Raw genomic sequence first — 20,739 nt, 5'->3', positions numbered from 1 at the left:
GTCACGCCCGGTGGGGGACCGACAGCAGCAGCCGCGCCAGGCTCTCGGCCCGGTCGGCCAGCAGCTCGGCGCAGCGCGCGAGGGCCTCGTCGAGGCCCATGGGGCCATCGGCCAGGGCGAAGGCGGCGGTGACCCCCTCGTCGAAGGCCGCCTGCCAGCCCGGCGCCAGACGCCCGGCGAGCACCACCACCGGCACCCCCTTGCGCCGCGCCGCTCGTGATATCCCCACCGGGGTCTTGCCGGCCAGGCTCTGGCCGTCGAGCTGGCCCTCGCCGGTGATCACCAGATCGGCCTCCTCGAGGAGGGCATCGAAGCCGGCCTGGGCCATCACCAGCTCGATGCCGGGGCGCAGCTCGGCCGCGAGGAAGGCCCGGGCGGCGAAGCCCATGCCGCCGGCGGCACCGGCACCGGCCAGGTCACGGTGATCCTCGCCCAGCGCCTCGGCGGCGAGATCGGCGAAGCGGGCCAGGGCGGCATCGAGCCGCTCGACGTCGGCCGGGCTGGCGCCCTTCTGCGGGCCGAACACCGCACTGGCGCCTCGGCCGCCCAGCAGCGGGTTGTCGACATCCACCGCGGCTTCCACGCGCAGCCCGCCCAGGCGCGGGTCGAGCCCGGAGAGGTCGAACTCGGCGAGCCGCTCGAGTGCCGCGCCGCCGGGGGCGAGCTCGTTGCCCTCGGCGTCCCGCAGTCGGGCCCCCAGGGCGCCGAGCATCCCGGCACCGCCATCGTTGGTGGCGCTGCCGCCCAGGGTCAGCAGCAGGCGCTCGGCGCCGGCGTCGAGCGCGGCGCGGATCAGCTCGCCGACGCCGAAGGTGGTGCTGTGCAGGGCGGTACGCTCGCTCGGGGCCAACTGCTGCAGGCCACTGGCCTCGGCCAGCTCCACGTAGGCGGTGCGGCTGCCCGGGTGCCAGCCCCAGTCCGCCCGAGTCGGGCGGCCCAGGGCGTCGTGGACCTCGGCCGTGCGCCGCTCGGCGCCGGTGGCGGCGATCAGGGCATCCAGGCTGCCTTCGCCACCGTCGGCCAGCGGGCACTCGAGGGTCGCGAGGTCGTCGCCGGTGCGAGCGATGCCACAGGCGATGGCCCGGGCGGCCTCTGCCGCCGGCAAGGCGTCCTTGAAACTATCCGGGCAGATGAGAATCTTCATGGGGAGCGCTCGTGTCACGGAATCTTGCTCCAGCTTAGCGGGCGCCGGCGGTGTGCTGAAGCCCCGGAGCGTTTCCACTCGGCCGGTTCCGTGCGTACACTGCCCTGCATCCATGATCGGGAGACTGCCCATGCGCCTCTGGCCGTTGCCCCTGCTGCTGGTGCTGGTCGGCTGCCAGACCGCGCCTTCCGCCCTGCCGGTGGCCGAGCCCCTGCCGGCCGCCGAGTGCCGCTGGCCGATCGGGGACGATTCGCCCGAGTCCCTGCTGCGCCGGGCCGTGTCGGCGCTGGAGGCCGAGGGTTTCCTGGTCCGTCATACCGACCTGTCACTGGGGCTGGTCAGTGCCGAGCGAGCCCGGACGCTGCCCGGCTATGGCGATTTCTACGATCCCTGGGAGCGCGGCGGTTTCTTCGGTCACTATGGCCTGGGCGGTCGGCATCGTGGTGGATTTTCCAGTGGTGTGATGATCGGCTTCGTTGGCGGCAGCATCACCTATGATGCCACCGAGCTGGAACGGGTCTCGCTGGTGGCGGGCACCGAGGAGGTCCGCGTCACCCGGGACATCCAGCTGTTCGACTGGCGGGGCGAGCTGCGTCGGTCGCGCAGCGCCAGCGACGCCGACTTCTGTGGCCACCTGCACAGCGCCCTCGAGGCCATGCCGACAGGAGAGGCGCCATGAGGTGGCGGCTGCTCGCGGTGCTGGCCACGCTCTCGCTGGCGGGCTGTGCCACGCCGACGCCGGCTCCCGAGCCTCGGGAGCTGAATTTCGCGACGCCCCCGGAGGTCACCCTGGAGGCCGCCATGGCGGTCCTGCTGGATCGTGGCTACGTGATTCGGCATGCCGACGCCGACCTGGCGCGGGTGGAGGCGGTGCTGGCCCGCTGGCCGGGTTATCGGGTACAACTGCGGGTCAGCTCGCAGGGGAACGACAGCCGGGTCAGCGTCACGGCCAGCCGTGGGGGCCGACCGATGCCTCCCTACACCCTCGATCCCCTGCTCGTGGAGCTCCAGGAGCGGCTGGGGCTCTTGCCCTGATGTGTCACGGATCTCTCTCGACTCACCATGAAGGCATGCTCGTCAATGACACCTGACTCTCTCCGCCGTCACCTCGCCGGCCTGATCCTGCTGGCGCTCGGTCTGTCCCTCGCGGCCTCGGCACAGGCTCATCCCCATGGCTGGATCGACCTGCGCATGCGCCTCATGTTCGACGACGACGGGCGCCTGGAGGCGCTTCATCAGTCCTGGCGCATGGATCCCTTCTACAGCCTGGTGGTCCTCGAGGAGCTCGGCCGGGCGGCAGGCGAGGGGGGGCTCGAGGCGGGGCTCGACCAGCTCGGCGTGGAGATCCGCGACAACCTGGCGCCCCAGGGCTATTTCACCGAACTGCACCTGGACGGAGACAGGGTGGCCCTCGGTGAGGTCAGCGAGTACACCGTCATGGAGCGCGGTGGCCGGGTCGAGTTCGTGTTCCTGCTGCCGCTGGCCGAGCCGCTGTCGCTGGACGACAAGACGCTGCGCTACCAGGTGTTCGATCCGAGCTACTACATCGAAGTGGTGCACGAGGAGGAGGATGGCGCGCCCCTCGATGATGCGCTGGTGGTGAGCGGGAAGGCGTGTGCCACGCGCATCGCTCCCGCCGATCCGGATCCGGAGCGGGTGATGGAGGCCTCCATGCTGGATATCACCGATGAGGCCGAGCCGGGGCTCGGTCGTCACTTCGCCGAGACCGGGGAGGTGACATGCGGCTGACGGGAAGAACGCTGCTGCTGGTGGCTGGAGCGATACTGCTGACGGCCCTGGGCTATCAGCTGGTCGTTCTGGGTGGTTTCCAGTCGCTGACCCTGCAACTGGTGGCCTGGCAGCGCGACTTCCACCGCGCCTTGACCCTGGCCATCTCCGAGCTCTCCGGCACCCCCTCGCCGGCCACCTGGGTGACCCTGCTCGGGATCAGCTTCGGCTACGGGGTCTTCCATGCCGCCGGTCCCGGTCACGGCAAGGCGGTGCTGACCACCTACCTGCTCTCCCAGGGCGGTGCCGTGCGGCGTGCGCTGGCGCTCTCCTTCGCCGCTTCCCTGCTGCAGGGGCTGGTGGCCATCACCCTGATCGTGGTGCTGGTGCACGGCCTGGGCTGGTTGACCCGCCAGGCGATGGGCAGCGTGGCCTGGGTGGAGCAGGCGAGCTTCATCATGGTGGCGCTGCTGGGGGCCTGGCTCTGCCTGCGCGCCATTCGCCAGCTGCGCCGTCCGTTGCCGCTGGTGGCCGACGACGTGGGCCCGGCGCACGATCACCAGCACGGACTTGACCATGGCCACCACTGCTGCGGCGGGCACCACCATGTGGATCCCCGTCAGGCGGGCGACTGGCGCACCGCCCTGGTCACGGTGGTGGCCATCGGCATCCGTCCCTGCAGCGGTGGCGTGCTGCTGCTGGGGGCCGCGACCCTGCTGGGGCAGTTCCCGGTCGGGGTGGCGGCGGTGCTGGTGATGTCGCTGGGCACGGCGCTGACGGTCTCGGGGCTGGCGCTGGCCAGCGTCGTGGCACGGGGCTGGGCAGAGCGCCGCCTGGCCCGCCAGAGCAGCGTCCAGCGTGCCGGGCGCCTGCTGAGCTGGGCGGCCCTGGGCGGCGGACTGGCCATCGTGGTGCTCGGCGTGTCGCTGTCGATCACCGGTGTCAGCCAGCCGACGACCGTCCCCCTGCTGGGCGAGCCGCCCGCTCGCGGGACCGCCGAAGGGGCGCCTCGCCACCCCCTCGGCGGGTGACTACTCGAGCGCCAGCCCCTCGATCTGCGCCAGCAGTTGATCGCGCATGGCGGCCAGGGCATCCAGGTCGTAGGGCTCGGGCTCGCCCCGTCCCCACACCGGCCCCGGCCAGGCGGCATCGCCATGGCGCCGGACGACCACATGGACATGCAGCTGGGCGACCACGTTGCCGAGACTGGCGATGTTGAGCTTGTCGCCCCCGAGACGCTCCTGGAGCGCCTGGCCTACCCGGGTGGCTTCCCGCCACAGCTGCTGCTGCTCGACGTCGTCGAGCTGGTACACCTCGCTGACGCCGTGGCGACGCGGCACCAGGACCAGCCAGGGATAGCGGGCATCGTTCATCAGCCGCAGCTGGCACAGCGGCAGCTCGGTCACGGGGTAGGTGTCTTCCACCAGGCGCTCATCCGGCACGAAGTCTGACACTGCGGGTCTCCTCATCACTTGCCTGATGAGCATCATGACACAGAAGCTCCGGTTCTCGACGCCCCGATTTCCCCCTGCCGGGCGCACCGGCTATGCTGGGCAGCCCTTTGGATCGCCACGGAAAGGAATCCTGCATGACGCTTTTCGAGGTGCTGGCGCTGCTGGTCATCGGTATGGTGGCCGGCTTCATCAATGTGCTCTCGGCGGGGGGCTCGATGCTGACCCTCCCGCTGCTGATGTTCCTCGGCCTCTCGCCCCAGGTCGCCAACGGGACCAACCGGGTCTCCATCGTGCTGCAGAGCGTCTCGGCGGTGGTCAGCTTCCTGCGTGCCGGGGCTCGCCATGTGGGCCTGAGCCTGCGGCTGTCGGTGCCGGCGGTGGCCGGCTCGTTGCTTGGCGCCTGGCTGGCGCTGAGGGTCAGCGATGCCCTGTTCGAGGCGCTCCTGATCGCGGTGATGGCCGGCTCGGCGGTGTTGATGCTGCTGCCCCAGCCGCGCCTGGAGACCCGTCCGCTGACCGCCGACCGCCTCACCCCGGCGGTCTATCTGGCGATGTTCGCCATCGGGCTCTATGGGGGCTTCATCCAGGTGGGCGTGGGCATCCTCTTCATCGTGGTGCTCTACCGCATGCTCCGGATCGACCTGGGCCAGGTGAATGCCTTCAAGGTGATGATCATCCTGGTCTATACCCTGCCGGCGCTGGCGGTGTTCCTCTATCACGACCAGGTACGCTGGGGCTACGGCCTGGTGCTGGCAGCGGGGAGCATGTGTGGCGCCTGGCTGGCGGTGAAGGTGAACGTCAGCCCACGCGGGGCCCTGTGGGTCAAGTGGCTGACCATCGCCGTGATCGCCGCCATCATCCTGCGTCTGTTGCTCGGCTGAGGGCACCTTTTCTTCCTGCCAGACGGTGCTAGAGTGAAAGCGTACGGGGTCGTATGGCAGGCCCCTCATGGAGCAAGGAGTCCGATATGAAACGCATGCTGGCCGTCATCATGTTGTCTCTGTTCACGCTGTCGCTACTTTCCGGCTGCAACACCATGCGTGGGGCGGGGGAGGATATCGAACGAGGAGGCGAGGCGATCCAGCGGCAGGCGGAATGATTCCGCTGATGTTACACACGGCGATGGGGTGGCTACTAGGCTGATAGTGGCGGCAAGGAATGGACGACGACGAATGTGTTAAGGAGAACATGCCATGAAGAATGCCATTGCCATGAGCTTCACCCTGCTGCGGATCGCCGGCGTACTGGCGGGCTGCAATACCCTCGAGGGCGCCGGCCAGGAAGTCGAGCGTGGTGGGGAAGCCGTTCAGGATGCCGCCAGCTGATCAGTCGTTGGCGTCACTTACGCATCGAGCGGGCATGCCGACCGGTATGCCCGCTCGCTTGTGCCCATCCTTCCCGCATCATCCGCCATGGAGGCGCCCCGATGATCCTTCCCTTGAAACCCCTCTTGTCGATTGCCGGCCTGCTGCTGCTGGCAGGTTGTACCGCCATGGCGCAGTCGAACGCACCGCGCGAACCGGCGCCGGAGCCTCCCCGGGTCACCGGAGGGGGGGATGCCTGCGGTGCCAGGCATGTCCAGGATCGGGTAGGGCGCCACTACGACGAGACGTTGGGCCACTCCATCCATGAGGAGAGCGGCGCCGGGGCGTTCCGCGTGATGCGTCCCGGTGAGGCGCATACCCTCGAGTATCGTGCCGACCGCCTCAACGTGCGGCTGGACGAGGACGGCATGATCACCGCTATCGGTTGCGGGTGAACACAGGGCGACGACCCGCTTGCCCGGGTTGTCGCCTTCGAGCAGCCCGATCAGCGTGGCCCCGCCTCAGCGCCAGGGTGGTCGGCGGCCCGGGCCTGGCCGTCATCGTGGTGCTGCTGGGCGCGGCGCTCCTCCTCCTCGGCCTGCTTGCGCAGCTTCTTGCGCAGCGCGGCCTTCTCGAAGCGCAGCTTCTGCTGTGGCGTCGCGAGCGTCAGCGGTGGCACCCGCGCCGGCCTGCCGTCGGCGTCCACCGCCACCATGGTCAGGTAGCAGCTGTTGGTGTGGCGAATCATCTTCTGCTGGATGTCCTCGGCCACCACCTTGATGCCGACTTCCATGGAGGAGCGCCCCACATGGTTGACGCTGGCCAGGAAGGTGACCAGTTCACCGACGTGAATCGGCTGCTTGAAGCGTACCTGGTCCACCGAGAGCGTCACCACGTAGTGGCCGGAGTAGCGGCTGGCGCAGGCGTAGGCCACCTCGTCGAGCTTCTTGAGGATGGCGCCACCATGCACCTTGCCGCTGAAGTTGGCCATGTCGGGGGTCATCAGCACGGTCATGGTCAATTCGTGCTGGCCGGGCAGGGCGTGTTCGTCCATTGAGGTGCTTCCTTTGACGGGTTTCCCGACAGCATAACGCCTTGTCCGCGAGAGGGGGTGGGCATCATCGGCTCAACGCCGGCTCCCTGCCGGGGTGCTATGATCCGGTCATCGAGGATACCGGCGCCGCGGCGTCGACCGGAAAGGAGGAGATCCCATGAGGTTGCCGCACCCGATGCCGACTCTGCCTCTGCCTCGACTGGGGCCGCCACCTCGGCCGGGGTCACTGTCTTGAGCCGATGGCGACGCCTGCTGGTCCTGGGCCTGATCGGAGTGGCGCTGGCCAGCCTCTGGTGGCTGTGGCATTGGCAGTACGACCAGTCGCAGGCGGAGGCGCGCCGCCATGCCGACAACCGCCTGTCGCTCTACGGCAGCAGCCTGCAGGGTGCCCTCGAGCGGTTCGCTTATCTCCCGGGGCTGCTCGCCTACCAGCCCCAGATACAGGCGGCGCTGCTCGAGTCCGCCGGGCTCTTCGTGCCTCAGGTCAACGCCTTCCTGGCGCTGGTGGCCGAGCGTTCCGGCGCCGAGGTGATCTTCCTGCTGGACACCGAGGGCCGGACCCTGGCCAGCAGCAACCATGCCGAGCCCGACAGCTTCGTGGGTCATGACTATCGCTTCCGCCCCTACTTCTACGAGGCCATGGCTACGGGGCAGGGGGAGTTCTTCGCCGTGGGAAGCACCACGGGGCGCCCCGGCTATTTCGTCTCCGCCGCGGTGGGCCCCGGTGACCCGGGAGAGCCCCGGGGCGTTCTGGTGATCAAGGTCTCGCTGGAGGCGCTGCAGGCGGACTGGCGCCGGGCCGGCGAGAAGGTACTGCTCACCGATGCCAACGGGGTGGTGATCCTCTCCAGCCGCCCGGAGTGGCGCTATCGTCGCCTGGGCGAGCTGACCCCGCAGGCCCGCGAGGAGATCCGTCGCCAGCGCCAGTTCATGGGCGAGGCGCTCGAGCCGCTGGGGCGACGCCTGCCGGACGCCTCGCTGCTGGTGGGAGGGCCGGGGCTCGGCGAGCGCTACGTCGACACTACCCTGGCGCTGGAGACCCTGGGCTGGACGATGCACTACCTGATGCCGGTGCGGCCGCTCTATGTCAGCGCCCGCAATGCCCTGATGGGAGGCGTGGCGGTATGGCTGGCGCTGCTGCTGCTGGCGCTGTGGCTGCGCGAGCGACAGAAGCGCCAGCGGTTGCGGGATCGTGAGGCGGTGATCGTCCGCGAGGCCAACGAGCGCCTCGAGGCGCGGGTGGTCGAACGGACCCGCGAACTGCAGGAGGCCCAGGCGGAGCTGGTGCAGGCCGGCAAGCTGGCGGCCCTGGGCACCATGGCCGCCGGCATCGCCCATGAGCTCAACCAGCCCCTCGCTGGGATTCGTACCTATGCGGCCAATGGCCAGCGGTTGCTGACCCGGGGGCGCTCCGAGGCCGCCGACGACAATTTCCAGCGCATCCAGGCGCTCTGCGAGCGGCTCGGCGCCCTGATCCGCCAACTCAAGCTGTTTGCCCGCAAGGGTGGTGCGCGGGAGCCGGTGGATGTGGCGGCACGGCTCGACTTCGTCCTCGAGCTGCTGGCGGAGCGCTGCCGACAGCAGGGCGTGCAGCCCCGGCGCCGCCTGCCCGAGGGAGAGACGGGGCTGTGGGTGCTGGGCGATGAGGTGCGCGTCGAGCAGCTGTTGACCAACCTGCTGCGCAATGCCCTGGACGCCCTGCGCGGGGTGGCCGAGCCGTGGCTGGAGGTCGCCATCGAGGCCGAGGCCGAGCGCCTGGTGGTGACGGTGGCCGACAACGGCGCCGGTATTCCCGACGAACTCCTGGAACAGCTCTTCGATCCGTTCTTCACCACCAAGGCGGTAGGAGATGGTCTGGGGCTGGGGCTGTTCATCAGCTATGGCATCGTCCAGGACCTCGGCGGGCGTATCCAGGCCGGCAATCGCCCGTCGGGAGGCGCCTGGTTCCGTGTCGAGCTGCCCCGGTCGCCGCGCCTCGCGTCCCCGTCTTCGCTCCGGGAGAGACAGGATGAGCAATGAGACGTTTTCCGGCGCCCTGCCGATCTGGCTGGTCGACGACGACCCCGACGTGCGTGAATCCCTGAGCCAGTGGCTCGAGGTCTCGGACCTGGCGGTACGCACTTTCGACCGGGCCCAGCCGGTGCTGGAGGCGCTCGAGGGCGACGCGCCCTGCGGTGTGCTGGTCAGCGACGTCAAGATGCCGGGGATGGACGGCCGGGCGCTGCTGGAGGCGGTGCTGGCCCTGGAGGACCCGCCTCCGGTGGTGCTGATCACCGGGCATGGCGACGTGCCCATGGCGGTAGAGGCGATGCGCGCCGGGGCCTGGGACTTCGTCGAGAAGCCCTTTGCGCCCGAGCGTCTGGAGGAGTGCGTGCGCCGCGCCCTGGAGCGCCGCCGCCTGGCGCTGGAGAATCGCCGCCTGCGCCGGGCCCTGCGCGAGGGGAGCCTCGCCGCCCGGCTGCTCGGCCAGGCGCCGGGCATGGTGCGATTGCGCCAGCAGCTCGCCAACCTGGCGACGACCCGCGCCAATGTCCTGGTGCTGGGGGAGACCGGCAGCGGCAAGGAGGTGGTGGCGCGCTGCCTGCATGAGGCCGGTGAGGCGAGCGGCCCCTTCGTCGCCCTCAATTGCGGTGCCATCGCCTCGGAGCTGATCGAGTCGGAGCTGTTCGGCCACGAGAAGGGCGCCTTTACCGGCGCCAGCGAACGACGTATCGGCATCCTGGAGCACGCCAGCGGCGGCACCCTGTTCCTCGACGAGGTGGAGTCGTTGCCGCTGGCGGCCCAGGTCAAGCTGTTGCGCGCCCTGCAGGAGGGCGAGATCACCCGGCTGGGCAGCAATGCGCTGCTTCACGTCGACCTGAGGGTGGTGGCGGCGACCAAGGTGGACCTGCTGGCTCAGGCCGCCGACGGTGCCTTCCGCGAAGACCTCTACTACCGGCTGGCCATCGCCGAGCTGACCATCCCGCCACTGCGCGAGCGTCGCGAAGACATCCCGTTACTGTTCCAGCACTTCTGCCGTCAGGCCGCCGAGGTGCACCAGCGCCCGCTGCGCGAGCCGGATGGCGACCTCCTGGCGACCCTGGGGCGGCAGCCTTGGCCGGGCAACCTGCGCGAGCTACGCAATGTGGCGACCCGCTTCATCCTCGGGCTTGAGCTGCCGTGGCACGCTCGGGACGCCTCCGTCGAGGAGGATTCCCTGGCGGCGCAGCTGGCGGCCTTCGAGGCGGCGCTGCTGCGGGAGGCGTTGAGCCGCCATGGCGGCAACATCCAGGCGGTCCTGGAGGAACTCGACCTGCCCCGCCGCACCCTCAACCAGAAGATGCAGAAGCACGGGCTGCGTCGCGAGGCCTTTACCGGCAGGCCCGAACCGGCGCAGCCGTCGTGACGCCTGATCGGCACGTTCTTGCCGATGCAGGCCGTTGCCATCGGCAAGAACGTGCCGATGGCCGCGACGGGGCGGGCTCCCTGCCTGCCTGAATGCCATGCAATCCATTGACGCAAAAAGCGATCCGTCTCAACTGGCAGGTTTCTCGCTATCGACTCGGGGCATAACCACAACAGGCTCCCATCGACAGGAGAAGCTCCATGCACAAGCGCCAGTTCCTCAAGTCCGCCCTGTGTCTCGCCACCGCCGGCCTGCTCGGCATTCCCGCCAGCGGCGCCATCGCCCAGGAGAATGGCAGCGCGGGCGGCCAGTACATCATGGGCACCGCCACCACCGGCGGCACCTTCTACCCGGTGGGCGTGGCCCTCTCCACCCTGGTGCGGGTCAAGCTCGAGCCAACCCACGATCTCACCGTCTCGGCCATCAGCTCCGCGGGTTCCGCCGAAAACCTGCGCCTGATGGACGACGGCCAGGCCCAGTTCGGTATTCTCCAGGCCCTCTACGGCGCCTGGGCCTGGAACGGCAGCGGCCCGGTGCCCCAGGCCTACGACAACATCCGCTCGGTCTCCATGCTGTGGCAGAACGTCGAGCACTTCGTGATGCGCAGCGACCGAGTCGAGAGCGGCACCATCGACGACCTGGCCCAGCTCTACGGCCGCGGCTTCTCCATCGGCGCCCGCAACTCCGGCACCGAGGGCTCCGGTCGGCAGATTCTTGCCGGTCTCGACATCGACCCGGAGCAGATGAACCTGGCCTACCTCGGCTACGGCCCCAGTGCCGACTCCATGCAGAACGGCAACATCGACGGCATGAACATTCCCGCCGGTGTGCCCGCCTCGGCGGTGACCAGCGCCTTCGCCAACATGGGTGGTGACATCGCTATTCTGAATGTCACCGAGGCGCAGCTCGAGCGCATCAACCGCGACTACCCGGTGTGGAGCCCCTACGAGATCCCTGCCGGCACCTATCCCGGTCAGGACGAGGCGGTGCACACCATCGCCCAACCCAACATCCTGGTGGTCAACGCCGACGTGCCGGAGGCGCACGTCTACCAGATCACCAAGGCGATGTTCGAGAACCTGCCCTTCCTCAACAACATCCACCCGGCGACCCGCGACATGGCGCTGGAGAAGGCGCTCGACGGCCTGCCCATGCCGCTGCATCCGGGTGCGGCCCGCTACTTCCAGGAGCAGGGGCTGGAAATCCCCGAGCATCTGCTCGAGGGGTAAGAAAAACGGTGAATTGAGTCTTCGAAGGGGCGGCCGGGGACAAGCCGAAGAGAAGGTCATCCTTCAGGGGTGAGGCGGAAGGAGAAGAACACCAGCTGGATGTTCTTCCCGCCGAACGGGTTGGCCAAGGATGGCCAACCCAGGCCCTGCAAGCGGAGCAGGATGCGAGAGCGCCGCAGGAAGGATGTAGCGCCCAGGGAGGGGTTCACAGCGCCTTCTCGGAGGCTTGTCTCCGGCAACAGCCCCGTTTCGCCCGAGACCACCGTTGCGCCAACTTCCGCCTCCCCCATCCACGCCAGCTCCGTGAGAACGCCCATGAATACTACGTCACCCCCCGAGGCGCGCGACGAGGCCGCCAGCGAGGCGCCCGAACGCCTCGAGCACCCCTGGCTCGGCCGGGTGCTGTTCGCCCTGGCCATCGTCGTGGCCCTGTCGCATCTCTACTTCAACACCCTGGGTACCCTCTCCGAGGTGTGGGTCAGCGCCCTGCACTTCGGCATGTTCGGCCTGCTCTGCGCCCTCTCGGTGCCGATGCTCAAGGCACGTTCCGCCGGCGGGGCACGGCTGGTGCTGGCGGTCGATATCCTGCTCGGCCTGGCCGCGCTGGGCTGCGCCTTCTACCTGATCGGTTTCGAGGACGCCCTCTACGCCCGCGGGGTGCGCTTCTCCGCCGCCGACTGGATCGTCTCCATCGTCGCCCTGGCCCTGGTGCTCGAGTTCGCCCGCCGCACCACCGGCTGGTTCATCCCGCTGCTGTGCCTGGTGGCGCTCACCTACGTGGCCTGGTGGGGCCGCTACGTGAGCGGGGTGTTCGGCTTTCCGGGGCTGACCTGGGAGACGGTGCTCTTCCGCAGCTACCTGGGCGGCGACGGCATGCTCGGCTCCATCGCCCGCATCTCCTGGTCCTATGTGTTCATGTTCATCCTGTTCGGCGCCTTCCTGGTCCGCTCCGGTGCCGGCGACTTCATCATCGAGCTGGCCCGCTGCGCCGCCGGTCGTTTCATCGGCGGCCCCGGCTTCGTGGCGGTCTTCTCCTCGGGGTTGATGGGCTCGGTCTCCGGCTCCAGCGTCGCCAACACCGTCTCCACCGGGGTCATCACCATCCCGCTGATGCGCAAGGCCGGCTTCCCGCCGCGCTTCGCCGCCGGGGTCGAGGCCGCAGCCTCCACCGGTGGCCAGCTGATGCCGCCGGTGATGGGCGCCGGAGCCTTCATCATGGCCTCCTACACCCAGGTCTCCTACCTCACCATCATCGGCGTGGCGGCCCTGCCGGCGCTGCTCTACTTCCTGTCGGTGGCGATGTTCGTGCGCATCGAGGCCAAGCGCAGCAACGCCCAGCATATCGAGACCGAGGAGGCGCCGCGGTTTGTCGAGGTGCTCAAGGGTGGCTGGCACTTCCTGCTGCCGCTGGTGGTGCTGGTGGCGGCGCTGATCCACGGCTTCACCCCCACCTATGCCGCCGGCATCGCCATCCTCTCGGTGGTGGTGGCCTCCTGGCTCTCCAAGACACCCATGACCCCCAGGGCGGTCCTGGAGGCCCTGGTGCTCGGCACCCGCAATATGGTGACCACGGCGATCCTGCTGCTCACCGTGGGGCTGATCGTCAACGTGGTCTCCACCACCGGTATCGGCAACACCTTCTCGCTGATGATCGCCGACTGGGCCGGCGGTAGCCTGCTGATCACCCTGGTACTGATCGCCATCGCCTCCCTGGTATTGGGCATGGGGCTGCCGGTCACCGCCGCCTACATCGTGCTCGGTACCCTCTCGGCGCCGGCCCTCTATGGCCTGATGGCCCATGGCCAGTTGCTGGAGTTGATCGTGGCCGGTGACCTGCCCGAGCAGGCCCGGGCGATCTTCATGCTCGCCGCCCCGGATAGCCTGGAGGCCCTGAACGCGCCCATGGACGTCGCCAGCGCCCGCGAGCTGCTGGCCCTGGTGCCCGACGACTTCCGCTCCCAGCTCTACGAGCAGGCGCTGTCGTCCCATACCCTGACCCTGCTGCTGGTGGCGGCGCACATGGTGATCTTCTGGCTCTCCCAGGACTCCAACGTCACCCCGCCGGTGTGCCTGACCGCCTTCGCCGCCGCGGCCATCGCCAGGACGCCGCCGATGCGCACCGGCTTCACCGCCTGGAAGATCGCCAAGGGGCTCTACATCATCCCCCTGCTGTTCGTGTGGTCGCCGCTGATCACCGGCACGCCGCTGGAGATGGTCACGGTGTTCGCCTTCGCCCTGTTCGGCATCTACGCCATCATCGCCGGGCTGGAGGGTTTCCTGGAGCACGAGCTGCCCTGGTGGCTGCGACTGGCGATGTTCCCCATCGGGGCGCTGATGCTCTGGCCCCATGGCCAGCTGACGCTGGACGTGCTGGGGCTGGTACTGTTTCTGTGCACCCTGGCGTGGAGCGCCCGAGTGGGGCGGGGGACGACACGATCGGCGATGGCCTAGCAGCGATCGGGCGCTACCGCCGGATTGCCCGGCGGTAGTGGATCGAGATCAGAACCAGGTCAGGCCTGCTGCGATCACCACCCCGGTGATGAACAGCTGGATCAGGCAGAAGCCCATGATGTCCTTGGCCTTGAGCCCGGCGATGCCGAGCATTGGCAGGGCCCAGAAAGGCTGCAGCAGGTTGGTCCAGGCATCGCCCCAGGCCACCGCCATGGCGGCGCGGGGGATATCTACGCCCAGCGCTTCGGCGGCGGGGAGGATGACCGGGGCCTGTACGGCCCACTGGCCGCCGCCGGAGGGCACGAAGATATTGACCAGGCCGGCGCTGAGGAAGGTCCAGAAGGGCAGCGAGGTCTCGGTGGCAAACGAGATCAGCCCCTCGGACAGGGACGCTGCCAGCCCCGACTGCACCATGATCGCCATGATCCCGGCATAGAAGGGGAACTGGATGACGATACCGGCGCCGCCTTTTATCCCCTCGTGAAGGGCAGTGAGCAGGCTGCGCGGCGTACGGTGCAGCACGATGGCCAGGGAGAGGAAGGTGAAGTTGACCACGTTGAGGTTGAGGCCGCCGCCGCGCAGCAGGAAGTGGTCGGCCAGGAAGAGCACCCCCGGGATGCCCACCAGCCAGGCCAGTACCACGCTGTTCTCCAGGTGTTCGGCCGGCCGGGTGATGCGCACCCGAGTCTCCTCGTCCTCGCCCAGTAGTTTCGGGTCCACGTAGACGCTCTCCTTGTCGTCGGGAAGCATCAGGCGGTTGACCAGTGGGATGACCACGAACAGGCAGGCCACCAGGGCCAGGTTGAAGAAGGCGAAGATGGTCGAGCCGGTGCCGATCACCCCGATCTGCTCGACGGTGAAGTGGCCCTCGGTGGCAATGGTCAGGGGCACCGAGCCGGCCAGCCCACCGTGCCAGACCACGAAGCCGGAGTAGGCGCTGGCCACCAGCAGGCGATAGTCGACCCGCACCAGGCGCGCCAGCTCCTTGGCGAACAGGGCACCCACTACCAGGCCGAAGCCCCAGTTGATCCAGCTGGCCACCAGGGACACATAGGTGACCAGCAGGATGGCCGCGCCGGGGCCCTTGGCCAGGGAGGCCAGCCGCTGCAGCAGCCGCTTCACCGGCGGCGAGCTGGCCAGCATGAAGCCGGTGACCAGCACCAGCAGCATCTGCATGGAGAAGGTCAGCAGGTTCCAGAAGCCGTCGCCCCACATGCGCATCACCGCCAGCGGGGTCTGGCGCTCCACGGCGATGGCGGCGGCGGCGGCGATGATGGTCAGCAGCAGGACGAAGATGTAGGGATCGGGCAGGTAGCGCTCGACCAGCTTGACGGCAGGCCTCGACAGGAACTTGAGCATGACGATATCCGTTTCTTCTGGTTATCCAGGGTCGTCTGGAAAAAGTAGCGCAGATTCAGAGAATTGCACTATATAGCCCTCAACGGTGCCGCTCGTGGGCGGCGATTGTCAAAGGCGACCTTGGTCGGGTCGGTGGCACCAGTGGGTGCGGCGGTAGTGACAGTAATAGGCCACCAGCACCGTCGAGCGCACCAGGGTGAAGACCGTGAAGGCGAACCACAGGCCGTGGTTCGTGAGGTCGGACGGGGCGAGGGCCTGGGCGAGCCACCAGGTGGGCAGGTAGGCGGCCAGGGCGATGAAGATGCTGTTGCGCATCTCGCGGATCGCCGTGGCGCCGATGAAGACGCCGTCGAGCAGGTAACTCCACACCGCGATCAGCGGCATCAGCACCACCCAGGGCAGGTAGGTGGTGGCGGTGGCGCGTACCTCGGGGAGTCCCGTGAGCAGACCGATCAATAGCTGACCGCCCAGGGCGAAGGCCAGGGCGGCGATACCGGCGGTGAGCAGCGAGAACCAGGCGGCGCCCTTCACGGCATCGGCGAACTCGTCCCAGCGCCGGCGTCCCACCGAGCGGCCGGTGAGGGCCTCGGTAGCGTGGGCGAAGCCGTCCAGGGCATAGCTGGTGAGCATGGTGAACTGCAGCAGCACCGCATTGGCGGCCAGCACGGTATCGCCCTGCACGGCGCCGCGCGAGGTGAAGAAGGCCATGGCGAACAGCAGGCCCAGGGTGCGCACGAAGAGGTTGGCGTTGACCTGGAAGAGCTCGGCGTAGGCGCTGAACCTCAGCAATCGCTCGCGCAGGAAGCGCCCCTCCAGCAGCCTTAGCTGGCGGCTCACCAGCCACAGGCCGAAGGCCAGCGCCGTGTAGTCGGCGATCACCGTGGCCCAGGCCACGCCGTCGCTGGTCATGCCGAGCCCCACCACGAACAGCAGGTCCAGCGCAATGTTGACGCCGTTGGTCAGCACCAGGATGGCCAGCGTGATCCGTGAGTTCTGCTGCCCCAGGAACCAGCCGAGGATGGCGTAGTTGGCCAGTACCGCCGGCGCCGAGAGGATACGGATCCGGGCGTACTCCGCGGCCAGTTCGGTGGCGATCGCGCTGCCGTCGAGCAGCCACAGGCCGAGGGCGATCAGTGGCCGCGACAGGAGTATCAGCAGCGCCCCGATGCCCGCGGCCAGCAGCAGCGACTGGCCCAGCAGGTTGCGCACCTCGGAGTCGCTTTCGCGGCCCACCGCCTGGGAGGTGAGGCCGGTGGTGCCCATGCGCAGGAAGCCGAACCCCCAGTAGAGGAAGCTGAACAGGGTGGCGCCAAGGGTCACCGCGGCCAGGTAGCGCGAGTCCGGCAGGTGACCCACCACGGCGGTGTCCACCAGCCCCAGCAGCGGCACGGTGACGTTCGAGAGGATGATCGGCCAGGCCAACGCCCAGATGCGCGGTGGGGAGGCGGTGGGGAGTGATGACACGGCGACTTCCGCTGTCGGTCAAACCGTGCAGCATGGCGGGAGAGACCCCACAACGCAACAGCCCCGCCGAAGCGGGGCTGTTGGGAATCCGAGTGGGGCAATCAGAAGCGGTAGCCGATGCTGCCGGAGATCATGTCGATCGTGAAGTCCTCGCCGCTTTCGCTGATATCGTAGCGCTCGAGCTCGGCGCGCATCACGATCTGATCGATCACATACTCGGCGCCGATACCATAGAACGGATCGGTGCCGTCCTCGCCATAGCTGGCCGAAGCAGACATTCCCATGAAGCTGGCGCTTTCCTTTAGGTCTGCATCCCAAGCAACCATACCGAGCTTGCCATAGACACTGAAGCCGCTCTGGATCGGCAGCTTGCCCACTAGTGCTGCAGTAAAACCATCGACACTCAACTTGGCATTCCCAGAAAAGCCTGCAGCTGTCGAACTGGCAGTGAAACTCCCGAAGTCGACATATCCTGCCTCGACGGCGAAGTAGGGGTTGAACTGGTAGCCGGCAAACAGCTTGTAGCTGACATCGGTATCATCAGAGCTGACATTGGGAAAACCCAAGTCTCGGTAGTAGCCCTCAATGTCGAAATCTAGCTTCGCATGCCCGATTCCGGCCCCCAGGTAGGGACCCTCGTCGGGCACGCCGGGGTAACTCTGGGCGAAGACGGGGCTGGCGACCAGGGTGGCCAGGGCGGCGGTGGCGATCAGACGCTTCATCATGCGCTCCTTTGCATGCAGGGGCGGGGCGGTGACCCGCGGGGCTGGGTGCCGGCGGAAAGACGGCTACCCTTGATGTAATTTCATGTGACAGACTGTAGCCTCGTTGCGTCTGGAAGTTAAGCGGAATTCGTACCATGGTATGACATGGGTCATGCAGAACAGAGCGGGGGAATGATCATGACACACAAGATTCTGGTGGCCGCGGCGCTCGCGCTGGTCACCCTCCTGGGCAGCACGCCGGCGCTGTCCCAGGCGCAGCAGCAGCGGCTGGAGGCGCAACCCAGCGGCGGTGCCATGGTGGCGGACGCGCTGATCGCCCGGCCGTTGCTGCTCGTGGCGACTCTGGGGGGCACGGCGGTGTTCCTGGTCTCGCTGCCCTTCTCCGCGCTGGGCGGTAACGTGGGCCCCGCGGCGGAGGCACTGGTCAAGACGCCGGCGGAGGCGACCTTCCGCCGTTGCCTGGGGTGTACGGTGAGTCGACGGGCGGACGAGCTGTAGCCGACCAGGCGGGAGGCACGGGGCCCCGCTCGATGAGCGGAGCCCGGTGTCGTGCATGGGCGTGTGCCGGGTCAAGCCGCGGTGATGATGTGGTACTTCTCCATCAGCTCGTCGCGGCTCTCCTGGCGGTTCGGGTCGAGGGGGATGCAGTCCACCGGGCAGACCTGCTGGCACTGAGGCTCGTCATAGTGGCCGACGCACTCGGTGCACAGGTTGGGGTCGATGACGTAGATCTCCTCGCCCGGCGAGATGGCACCATTGGGGCACTCAGGCTCGCAGACGTCGCAGTTGATGCACTCGTCGGTGATCATCAGGGCCATGGGGTACCTCACGGATGTCGCTGGCCGGCAAGCGGTCCCGGGAGCGGGCTAATCCCGAGTTTCCCGATCAGGTATTGTAATGGCTCTTCAGCGTCTGGGCGACCCTGGGATGCACGTGCTTCGAGACATCGCCACCGAGCCGGGCGATCTCGCGCACCAGAGTCGAGGAAATATAGGAGTTCTCCACCTCCGGGGTCAGGAAGACCGTCTCCAGCTCCGGCATCTGGGCGCGGTTCATGTTGGCCAGCTGCAGCTCGTACTCGAAGTCGGACACCGCCCTCAGGCCGCGCAGCAGTACGCGCGCATGCTGCTGCTTCATGAACTCGGTCATCAGCCCCGAGAAGCCTACCACCTCAACGTTGTCGAGGCCCGCCACCACTTCCCGGGTCAGGGCGAGGCGGGTATCGAGGTCCAGCGCGGGCCCCTTGCCCGGGCTCGTGGCGATGGCCACCACCACCTTGTCGAACAGCCGCGAGGCGCGCTCGATCAGGTCGAAGTGGCCGTTGGTGATGGGGTCGAAGGTGCCGGGGTAGACCGCGATATTCATCCGCGTTCTCCCTCCTCGAGTCGTCCAAAGGGGTTGTCCACGTCAAGCGAGACTGGCCGGGCATAGCCCGGGATGCGGATGCTCCGGTCGCTGACCTCGAGCTCCGGCCCCTCCAGCACGCCCTCGCCGAAGCGGTAGCGGGCCTGGAAGTGGCCGCGGTCGGCCTGTTGCCGGTAGGCGGCGGCCGCCTCGCGGGTGGCGTCGCGGCGCGCCCGCCAGGACGCCATGGCTGTCTCCCCGTGACGCTGTACCAGCAGTCGCTCGGTGACCCCGGGCGAGAGCACCACGCCGGTGGCGTTGTTGCCACCAAAGCCCTTGGCGTTGATGAAGGCGGTGTCGGCAGCGAAGGGGACCGGCGTGCTCGAGAAGCGCAACAGTTCGGCGTAGACGTCGTCGGCCACCCGGTCCAGGGTCGGGATGCCCGGCAGCAAGGCATGGGCGAAGCTGCCCAGGGCACTGGCGAGCTGGTCGCCGGCGGCACTGCCCTGGGAGTGGCCGACGAAGGCCTTGACGGCCACCACCGGCCAGGCCTCGATGCCGTGGGCACGGGCAACCAGGTCGAAGACATGGGATTCGGTCACCCGGTTCTTGGGCGTGCTGGTGCCATGGGCGTGGAGGAAGCTGCGCTCGCGCAGCGCCCTGTCACCGAGCATGTCGCGCACCAGCGCCGCGGCCTTGCCCAGGGTGATGTAGTTGCCGATGCCGGGGGCCGAGATGGAGCGCTTCCAGCCATCGGCATTGACGAACACCGCCGGCACGCTGCCGAGGATCTCGGCCCCTGCCTCCAGCGCCAGGGCGTCGTCCATCAGCATGATGAACTGGCTGGATTCGGCGATGGTGAAGCCGCAGTTGCGGGCGAAGGGGCGGCAGGCCTTCTGGTAGTCGACGTCGGTGAGCAGCTCCAGGGCGTCCAGCGCCTTGAGGCTTTCGTCGTCGGCCAGGGCGCCCATGGCGCGGAAGCCCTCGATGATCTCGGGGGTGACGGGGGCGTCGGAGGTGCCGACCAGTACCACCCGGCGTCGCCCGGCACGGATATCCTCCACGCCGAGCCGCAGGTTGTAGAGAAAGCTGGCGCAGGCGCCGAGTACCGCCCCGGTACCGCCCACGCTGCCCAGCACGTAGGCATTGAGGAAGTCGGCGGGCATCTGGCCGTAGCCCAGCGGCATCTGCTTGGACGTGGCGCGGCTGCCGGAGACGAAGCTCTTGAGCAGTCCGCCCCACCCCTCGTCGTCGAGCTGGCCGATGGAGTTGCCGGCGTAGACCGCCACCTCGTCGGGGTCGAGCCGGTCACGCAGGGTGTCCCACTCGAGGCCGCTGTCACCGAGGCAGTCGCTGGCGGCGAAGATCGTCATGGAGAGCCCGCGGGGATGGTGCACGCTGCGGTAGAAGAGGCTGGGCTCGAAGCCGGTAGGCAGCTGGCCGGCGGTGCGCACCTGGGCCGGGCGGGTCTCGGGCAGCATCACGTCCATCTGCCCGGGGGGGACGGTGACCTCGAGGGTGTGACGGTCGATCTCGCGTACCTGCCAGGTGGGCGGCGGGTCATCCGGTAACTGGCGACGGCGAATCCGGAAGACCAACGGCGACTCCAGGACGAGGCTCGCCTTGCGGTTGGCAGGCAGGCCCGCGTCGTTGAAGCGGGGATCCTCGATGCGCCGGATCAGCGTATGGTCGAGCACCCGCTGGCGCATCTGCTCGACGACGGCGGCGGCCTCGAGGGGATGGCCCTCGGCGTCCTGCCAACCGCCATCGTTCTGGCAACTGGCCAGACGCATCATCGCCGCCAGGCCCAGCAGGGTCTGGGCCTGGTCGTCATCGGGCAGGGCGTCGAGCACGGTGCGGCGAAACGCCTGGTGGCCCGAGGTCCTGCCGGCGGGATTCACACCGCCCATGCCGACAATCACCGGTAAATGTGGCAAGCCGGGTTCCTCGTTTGTGCTGTTGATGTTGCGAGTCGGTTGTGGGTATCAGGCCATGGATCATAGCACCCGGCCTGGGGGGGGGGGGGGGGGGGGCAGGGGGGGGGGGGGGGGGGGGGGGGGGGGGNCTACCCCCCCCCCCCCCCCCCCCCCCCCCCCCC

22 protein-coding genes are annotated in these 20,739 nt (G+C 68.4%); 13 read left to right on the top strand and 9 right to left on the bottom strand.

The window, feature by feature from the left end:
• Position 1: 1 nt before the first annotated feature.
• The gene (locus tag AC5W54_RS08185) at positions 2-1,144 is read right to left on the bottom strand and encodes a glycerate kinase (protein WP_495961580.1); all 1,143 of its coding nucleotides are present in this window, start codon (positions 1,142-1,144) and stop codon (positions 2-4) included.
• A gap of 130 nt (positions 1,145-1,274) precedes the next feature.
• Here AC5W54_RS08185 and AC5W54_RS08180 point away from each other — a divergent pair, with 130 nt between their 5' ends.
• Genes AC5W54_RS08180 through AC5W54_RS08165 form a run of 4 tightly spaced genes read left to right on the top strand, consistent with a single transcriptional unit; the run spans position 1,275 to position 3,903 of the window.
• The gene (locus tag AC5W54_RS08180; protein ID WP_495961579.1) at positions 1,275-1,823 is read left to right on the top strand and encodes a hypothetical protein; all 549 of its coding nucleotides are present in this window, start codon (positions 1,275-1,277) and stop codon (positions 1,821-1,823) included.
• A complete protein-coding gene (locus tag AC5W54_RS08175) occupies positions 1,820-2,179 on the top strand; it encodes a hypothetical protein (protein WP_495961578.1) in 360 nt (119 codons plus the stop codon). The genes AC5W54_RS08180 and AC5W54_RS08175 overlap by 4 nt, the downstream gene beginning before the upstream one ends.
• Positions 2,180-2,224: 45 nt before the next feature.
• Entirely contained in the window at positions 2,225-2,893 is a 669-nt protein-coding gene (locus AC5W54_RS08170) for a DUF1007 family protein (RefSeq protein WP_495961577.1), read from the top strand.
• Positions 2,884-3,903 (top strand): nickel/cobalt transporter, encoded by a 1,020-nt coding sequence (locus AC5W54_RS08165; protein WP_495961576.1) that lies wholly within the window; start codon positions 2,884-2,886, stop codon positions 3,901-3,903. Before AC5W54_RS08170 ends, AC5W54_RS08165 begins: the two co-directional genes overlap by 10 nt.
• Here the strand turns inward: AC5W54_RS08165 and AC5W54_RS08160 are convergent, their stop codons facing one another.
• Positions 3,904-4,326: an HIT domain-containing protein gene (locus tag AC5W54_RS08160; protein WP_495961575.1), complete on the bottom strand. Its 423-nt coding sequence runs from the start codon at positions 4,324-4,326 to the stop codon at positions 3,904-3,906.
• Positions 4,327-4,460: 134 nt separating this feature from the next.
• Between AC5W54_RS08160 and AC5W54_RS08155 the strand changes: the two genes are divergently transcribed.
• The 4 genes from AC5W54_RS08155 to AC5W54_RS08140 all read left to right on the top strand — a co-directional run bounded on the left by AC5W54_RS08155 (position 4,461) and on the right by AC5W54_RS08140 (position 6,085).
• Positions 4,461-5,207, top strand: a complete 747-nt coding sequence (locus tag AC5W54_RS08155) for a sulfite exporter TauE/SafE family protein (protein WP_495961574.1) — start codon at positions 4,461-4,463, stop codon at positions 5,205-5,207.
• 86 nt (positions 5,208-5,293) lie between these two features.
• The gene (locus AC5W54_RS08150) at positions 5,294-5,425 is read left to right on the top strand and encodes an entericidin A/B family lipoprotein (RefSeq protein ID WP_495961573.1); all 132 of its coding nucleotides are present in this window, start codon (positions 5,294-5,296) and stop codon (positions 5,423-5,425) included.
• 94 nt (positions 5,426-5,519) lie between these two features.
• On the top strand, positions 5,520-5,651 hold the full coding sequence (locus tag AC5W54_RS08145) for an entericidin A/B family lipoprotein (protein ID WP_495961572.1): 132 nt from the start codon (positions 5,520-5,522) through the stop codon (positions 5,649-5,651).
• Positions 5,652-5,752: 101 nt separating this feature from the next.
• A complete protein-coding gene (locus AC5W54_RS08140) occupies positions 5,753-6,085 on the top strand; it encodes an I78 family peptidase inhibitor (RefSeq protein WP_495961571.1) in 333 nt (110 codons plus the stop codon).
• A gap of 50 nt (positions 6,086-6,135) precedes the next feature.
• On the opposite strand, the gene AC5W54_RS08135 is transcribed toward AC5W54_RS08140, so the two are convergent.
• Positions 6,136-6,684: an acyl-CoA thioesterase gene (locus tag AC5W54_RS08135; protein ID WP_495961570.1), complete on the bottom strand. Its 549-nt coding sequence runs from the start codon at positions 6,682-6,684 to the stop codon at positions 6,136-6,138.
• 231 nt (positions 6,685-6,915) lie between these two features.
• On the opposite strand from AC5W54_RS08135, the gene AC5W54_RS08130 reads away from it, so the two are divergent.
• The 4 genes from AC5W54_RS08130 (at position 6,916) to AC5W54_RS08115 (ending at position 13,749) form a co-directional block, all read left to right on the top strand.
• Positions 6,916-8,703, top strand: a complete 1,788-nt coding sequence (locus AC5W54_RS08130) for a sensor histidine kinase (RefSeq protein WP_495961569.1) — start codon at positions 6,916-6,918, stop codon at positions 8,701-8,703.
• Entirely contained in the window at positions 8,693-10,069 is a 1,377-nt protein-coding gene (locus tag AC5W54_RS08125) for a sigma-54-dependent transcriptional regulator (protein WP_495961568.1), read from the top strand. The genes AC5W54_RS08130 and AC5W54_RS08125 overlap by 11 nt, the downstream gene beginning before the upstream one ends.
• Before the next feature lie 200 nt (positions 10,070-10,269).
• A complete protein-coding gene (locus AC5W54_RS08120) occupies positions 10,270-11,298 on the top strand; it encodes a TAXI family TRAP transporter solute-binding subunit (protein ID WP_495961567.1) in 1,029 nt (342 codons plus the stop codon).
• 315 nt (positions 11,299-11,613) lie between these two features.
• Positions 11,614-13,749, top strand: coding sequence for a TRAP transporter permease (locus tag AC5W54_RS08115; protein ID WP_495961566.1), 2,136 nt, complete (start codon positions 11,614-11,616; stop codon positions 13,747-13,749).
• Between the two features lie 48 nt (positions 13,750-13,797).
• On the opposite strand, the gene AC5W54_RS08110 is transcribed toward AC5W54_RS08115, so the two are convergent.
• The 3 genes from AC5W54_RS08110 to AC5W54_RS08100 all read right to left on the bottom strand — a co-directional run bounded on the left by AC5W54_RS08110 (position 13,798) and on the right by AC5W54_RS08100 (position 17,294).
• Entirely contained in the window at positions 13,798-15,108 is a 1,311-nt protein-coding gene (locus AC5W54_RS08110) for a short-chain fatty acid transporter (RefSeq protein ID WP_495961565.1), read from the bottom strand.
• A 108-nt stretch (positions 15,109-15,216) separates the two neighbouring features.
• Positions 15,217-16,572 (bottom strand): MATE family efflux transporter, encoded by a 1,356-nt coding sequence (locus AC5W54_RS08105; RefSeq protein WP_495961564.1) that lies wholly within the window; start codon positions 16,570-16,572, stop codon positions 15,217-15,219.
• Positions 16,573-16,673: 101 nt separating this feature from the next.
• Positions 16,674-17,294 (bottom strand): outer membrane beta-barrel protein, encoded by a 621-nt coding sequence (locus AC5W54_RS08100; RefSeq protein ID WP_495961563.1) that lies wholly within the window; start codon positions 17,292-17,294, stop codon positions 16,674-16,676.
• A gap of 180 nt (positions 17,295-17,474) precedes the next feature.
• On the opposite strand from AC5W54_RS08100, the gene AC5W54_RS08095 reads away from it, so the two are divergent.
• On the top strand, positions 17,475-17,795 hold the full coding sequence (locus AC5W54_RS08095) for a hypothetical protein (protein ID WP_495961562.1): 321 nt from the start codon (positions 17,475-17,477) through the stop codon (positions 17,793-17,795).
• A 71-nt stretch (positions 17,796-17,866) separates the two neighbouring features.
• Here AC5W54_RS08095 and AC5W54_RS08090 read toward each other — a convergent pair whose 3' ends face one another.
• The 3 genes from AC5W54_RS08090 to AC5W54_RS08080 form a co-directional block, all read right to left on the bottom strand.
• Complete coding sequence (locus tag AC5W54_RS08090) at positions 17,867-18,115, bottom strand: YfhL family 4Fe-4S dicluster ferredoxin (protein WP_495961561.1); 249 nt, start codon at positions 18,113-18,115, stop codon at positions 17,867-17,869.
• Positions 18,116-18,182: 67 nt separating this feature from the next.
• Entirely contained in the window at positions 18,183-18,662 is a 480-nt protein-coding gene (gene coaD, locus AC5W54_RS08085) for a pantetheine-phosphate adenylyltransferase (RefSeq protein WP_495961560.1), read from the bottom strand.
• Positions 18,659-20,551: a beta-ketoacyl synthase gene (locus AC5W54_RS08080; RefSeq protein WP_495961615.1), complete on the bottom strand. Its 1,893-nt coding sequence runs from the start codon at positions 20,549-20,551 to the stop codon at positions 18,659-18,661. The genes coaD and AC5W54_RS08080 overlap by 4 nt, the downstream gene beginning before the upstream one ends.
• Between the last annotated feature and the right edge of the window lie 188 nt (positions 20,552-20,739).

This window comes from Halomonas sp. LMYGS-3 (assembly GCF_059509875.1).
The sequence above is the reverse complement of the archived record's forward strand: the minus strand, read 5'-3'. Positions and strand labels throughout refer to the sequence as shown.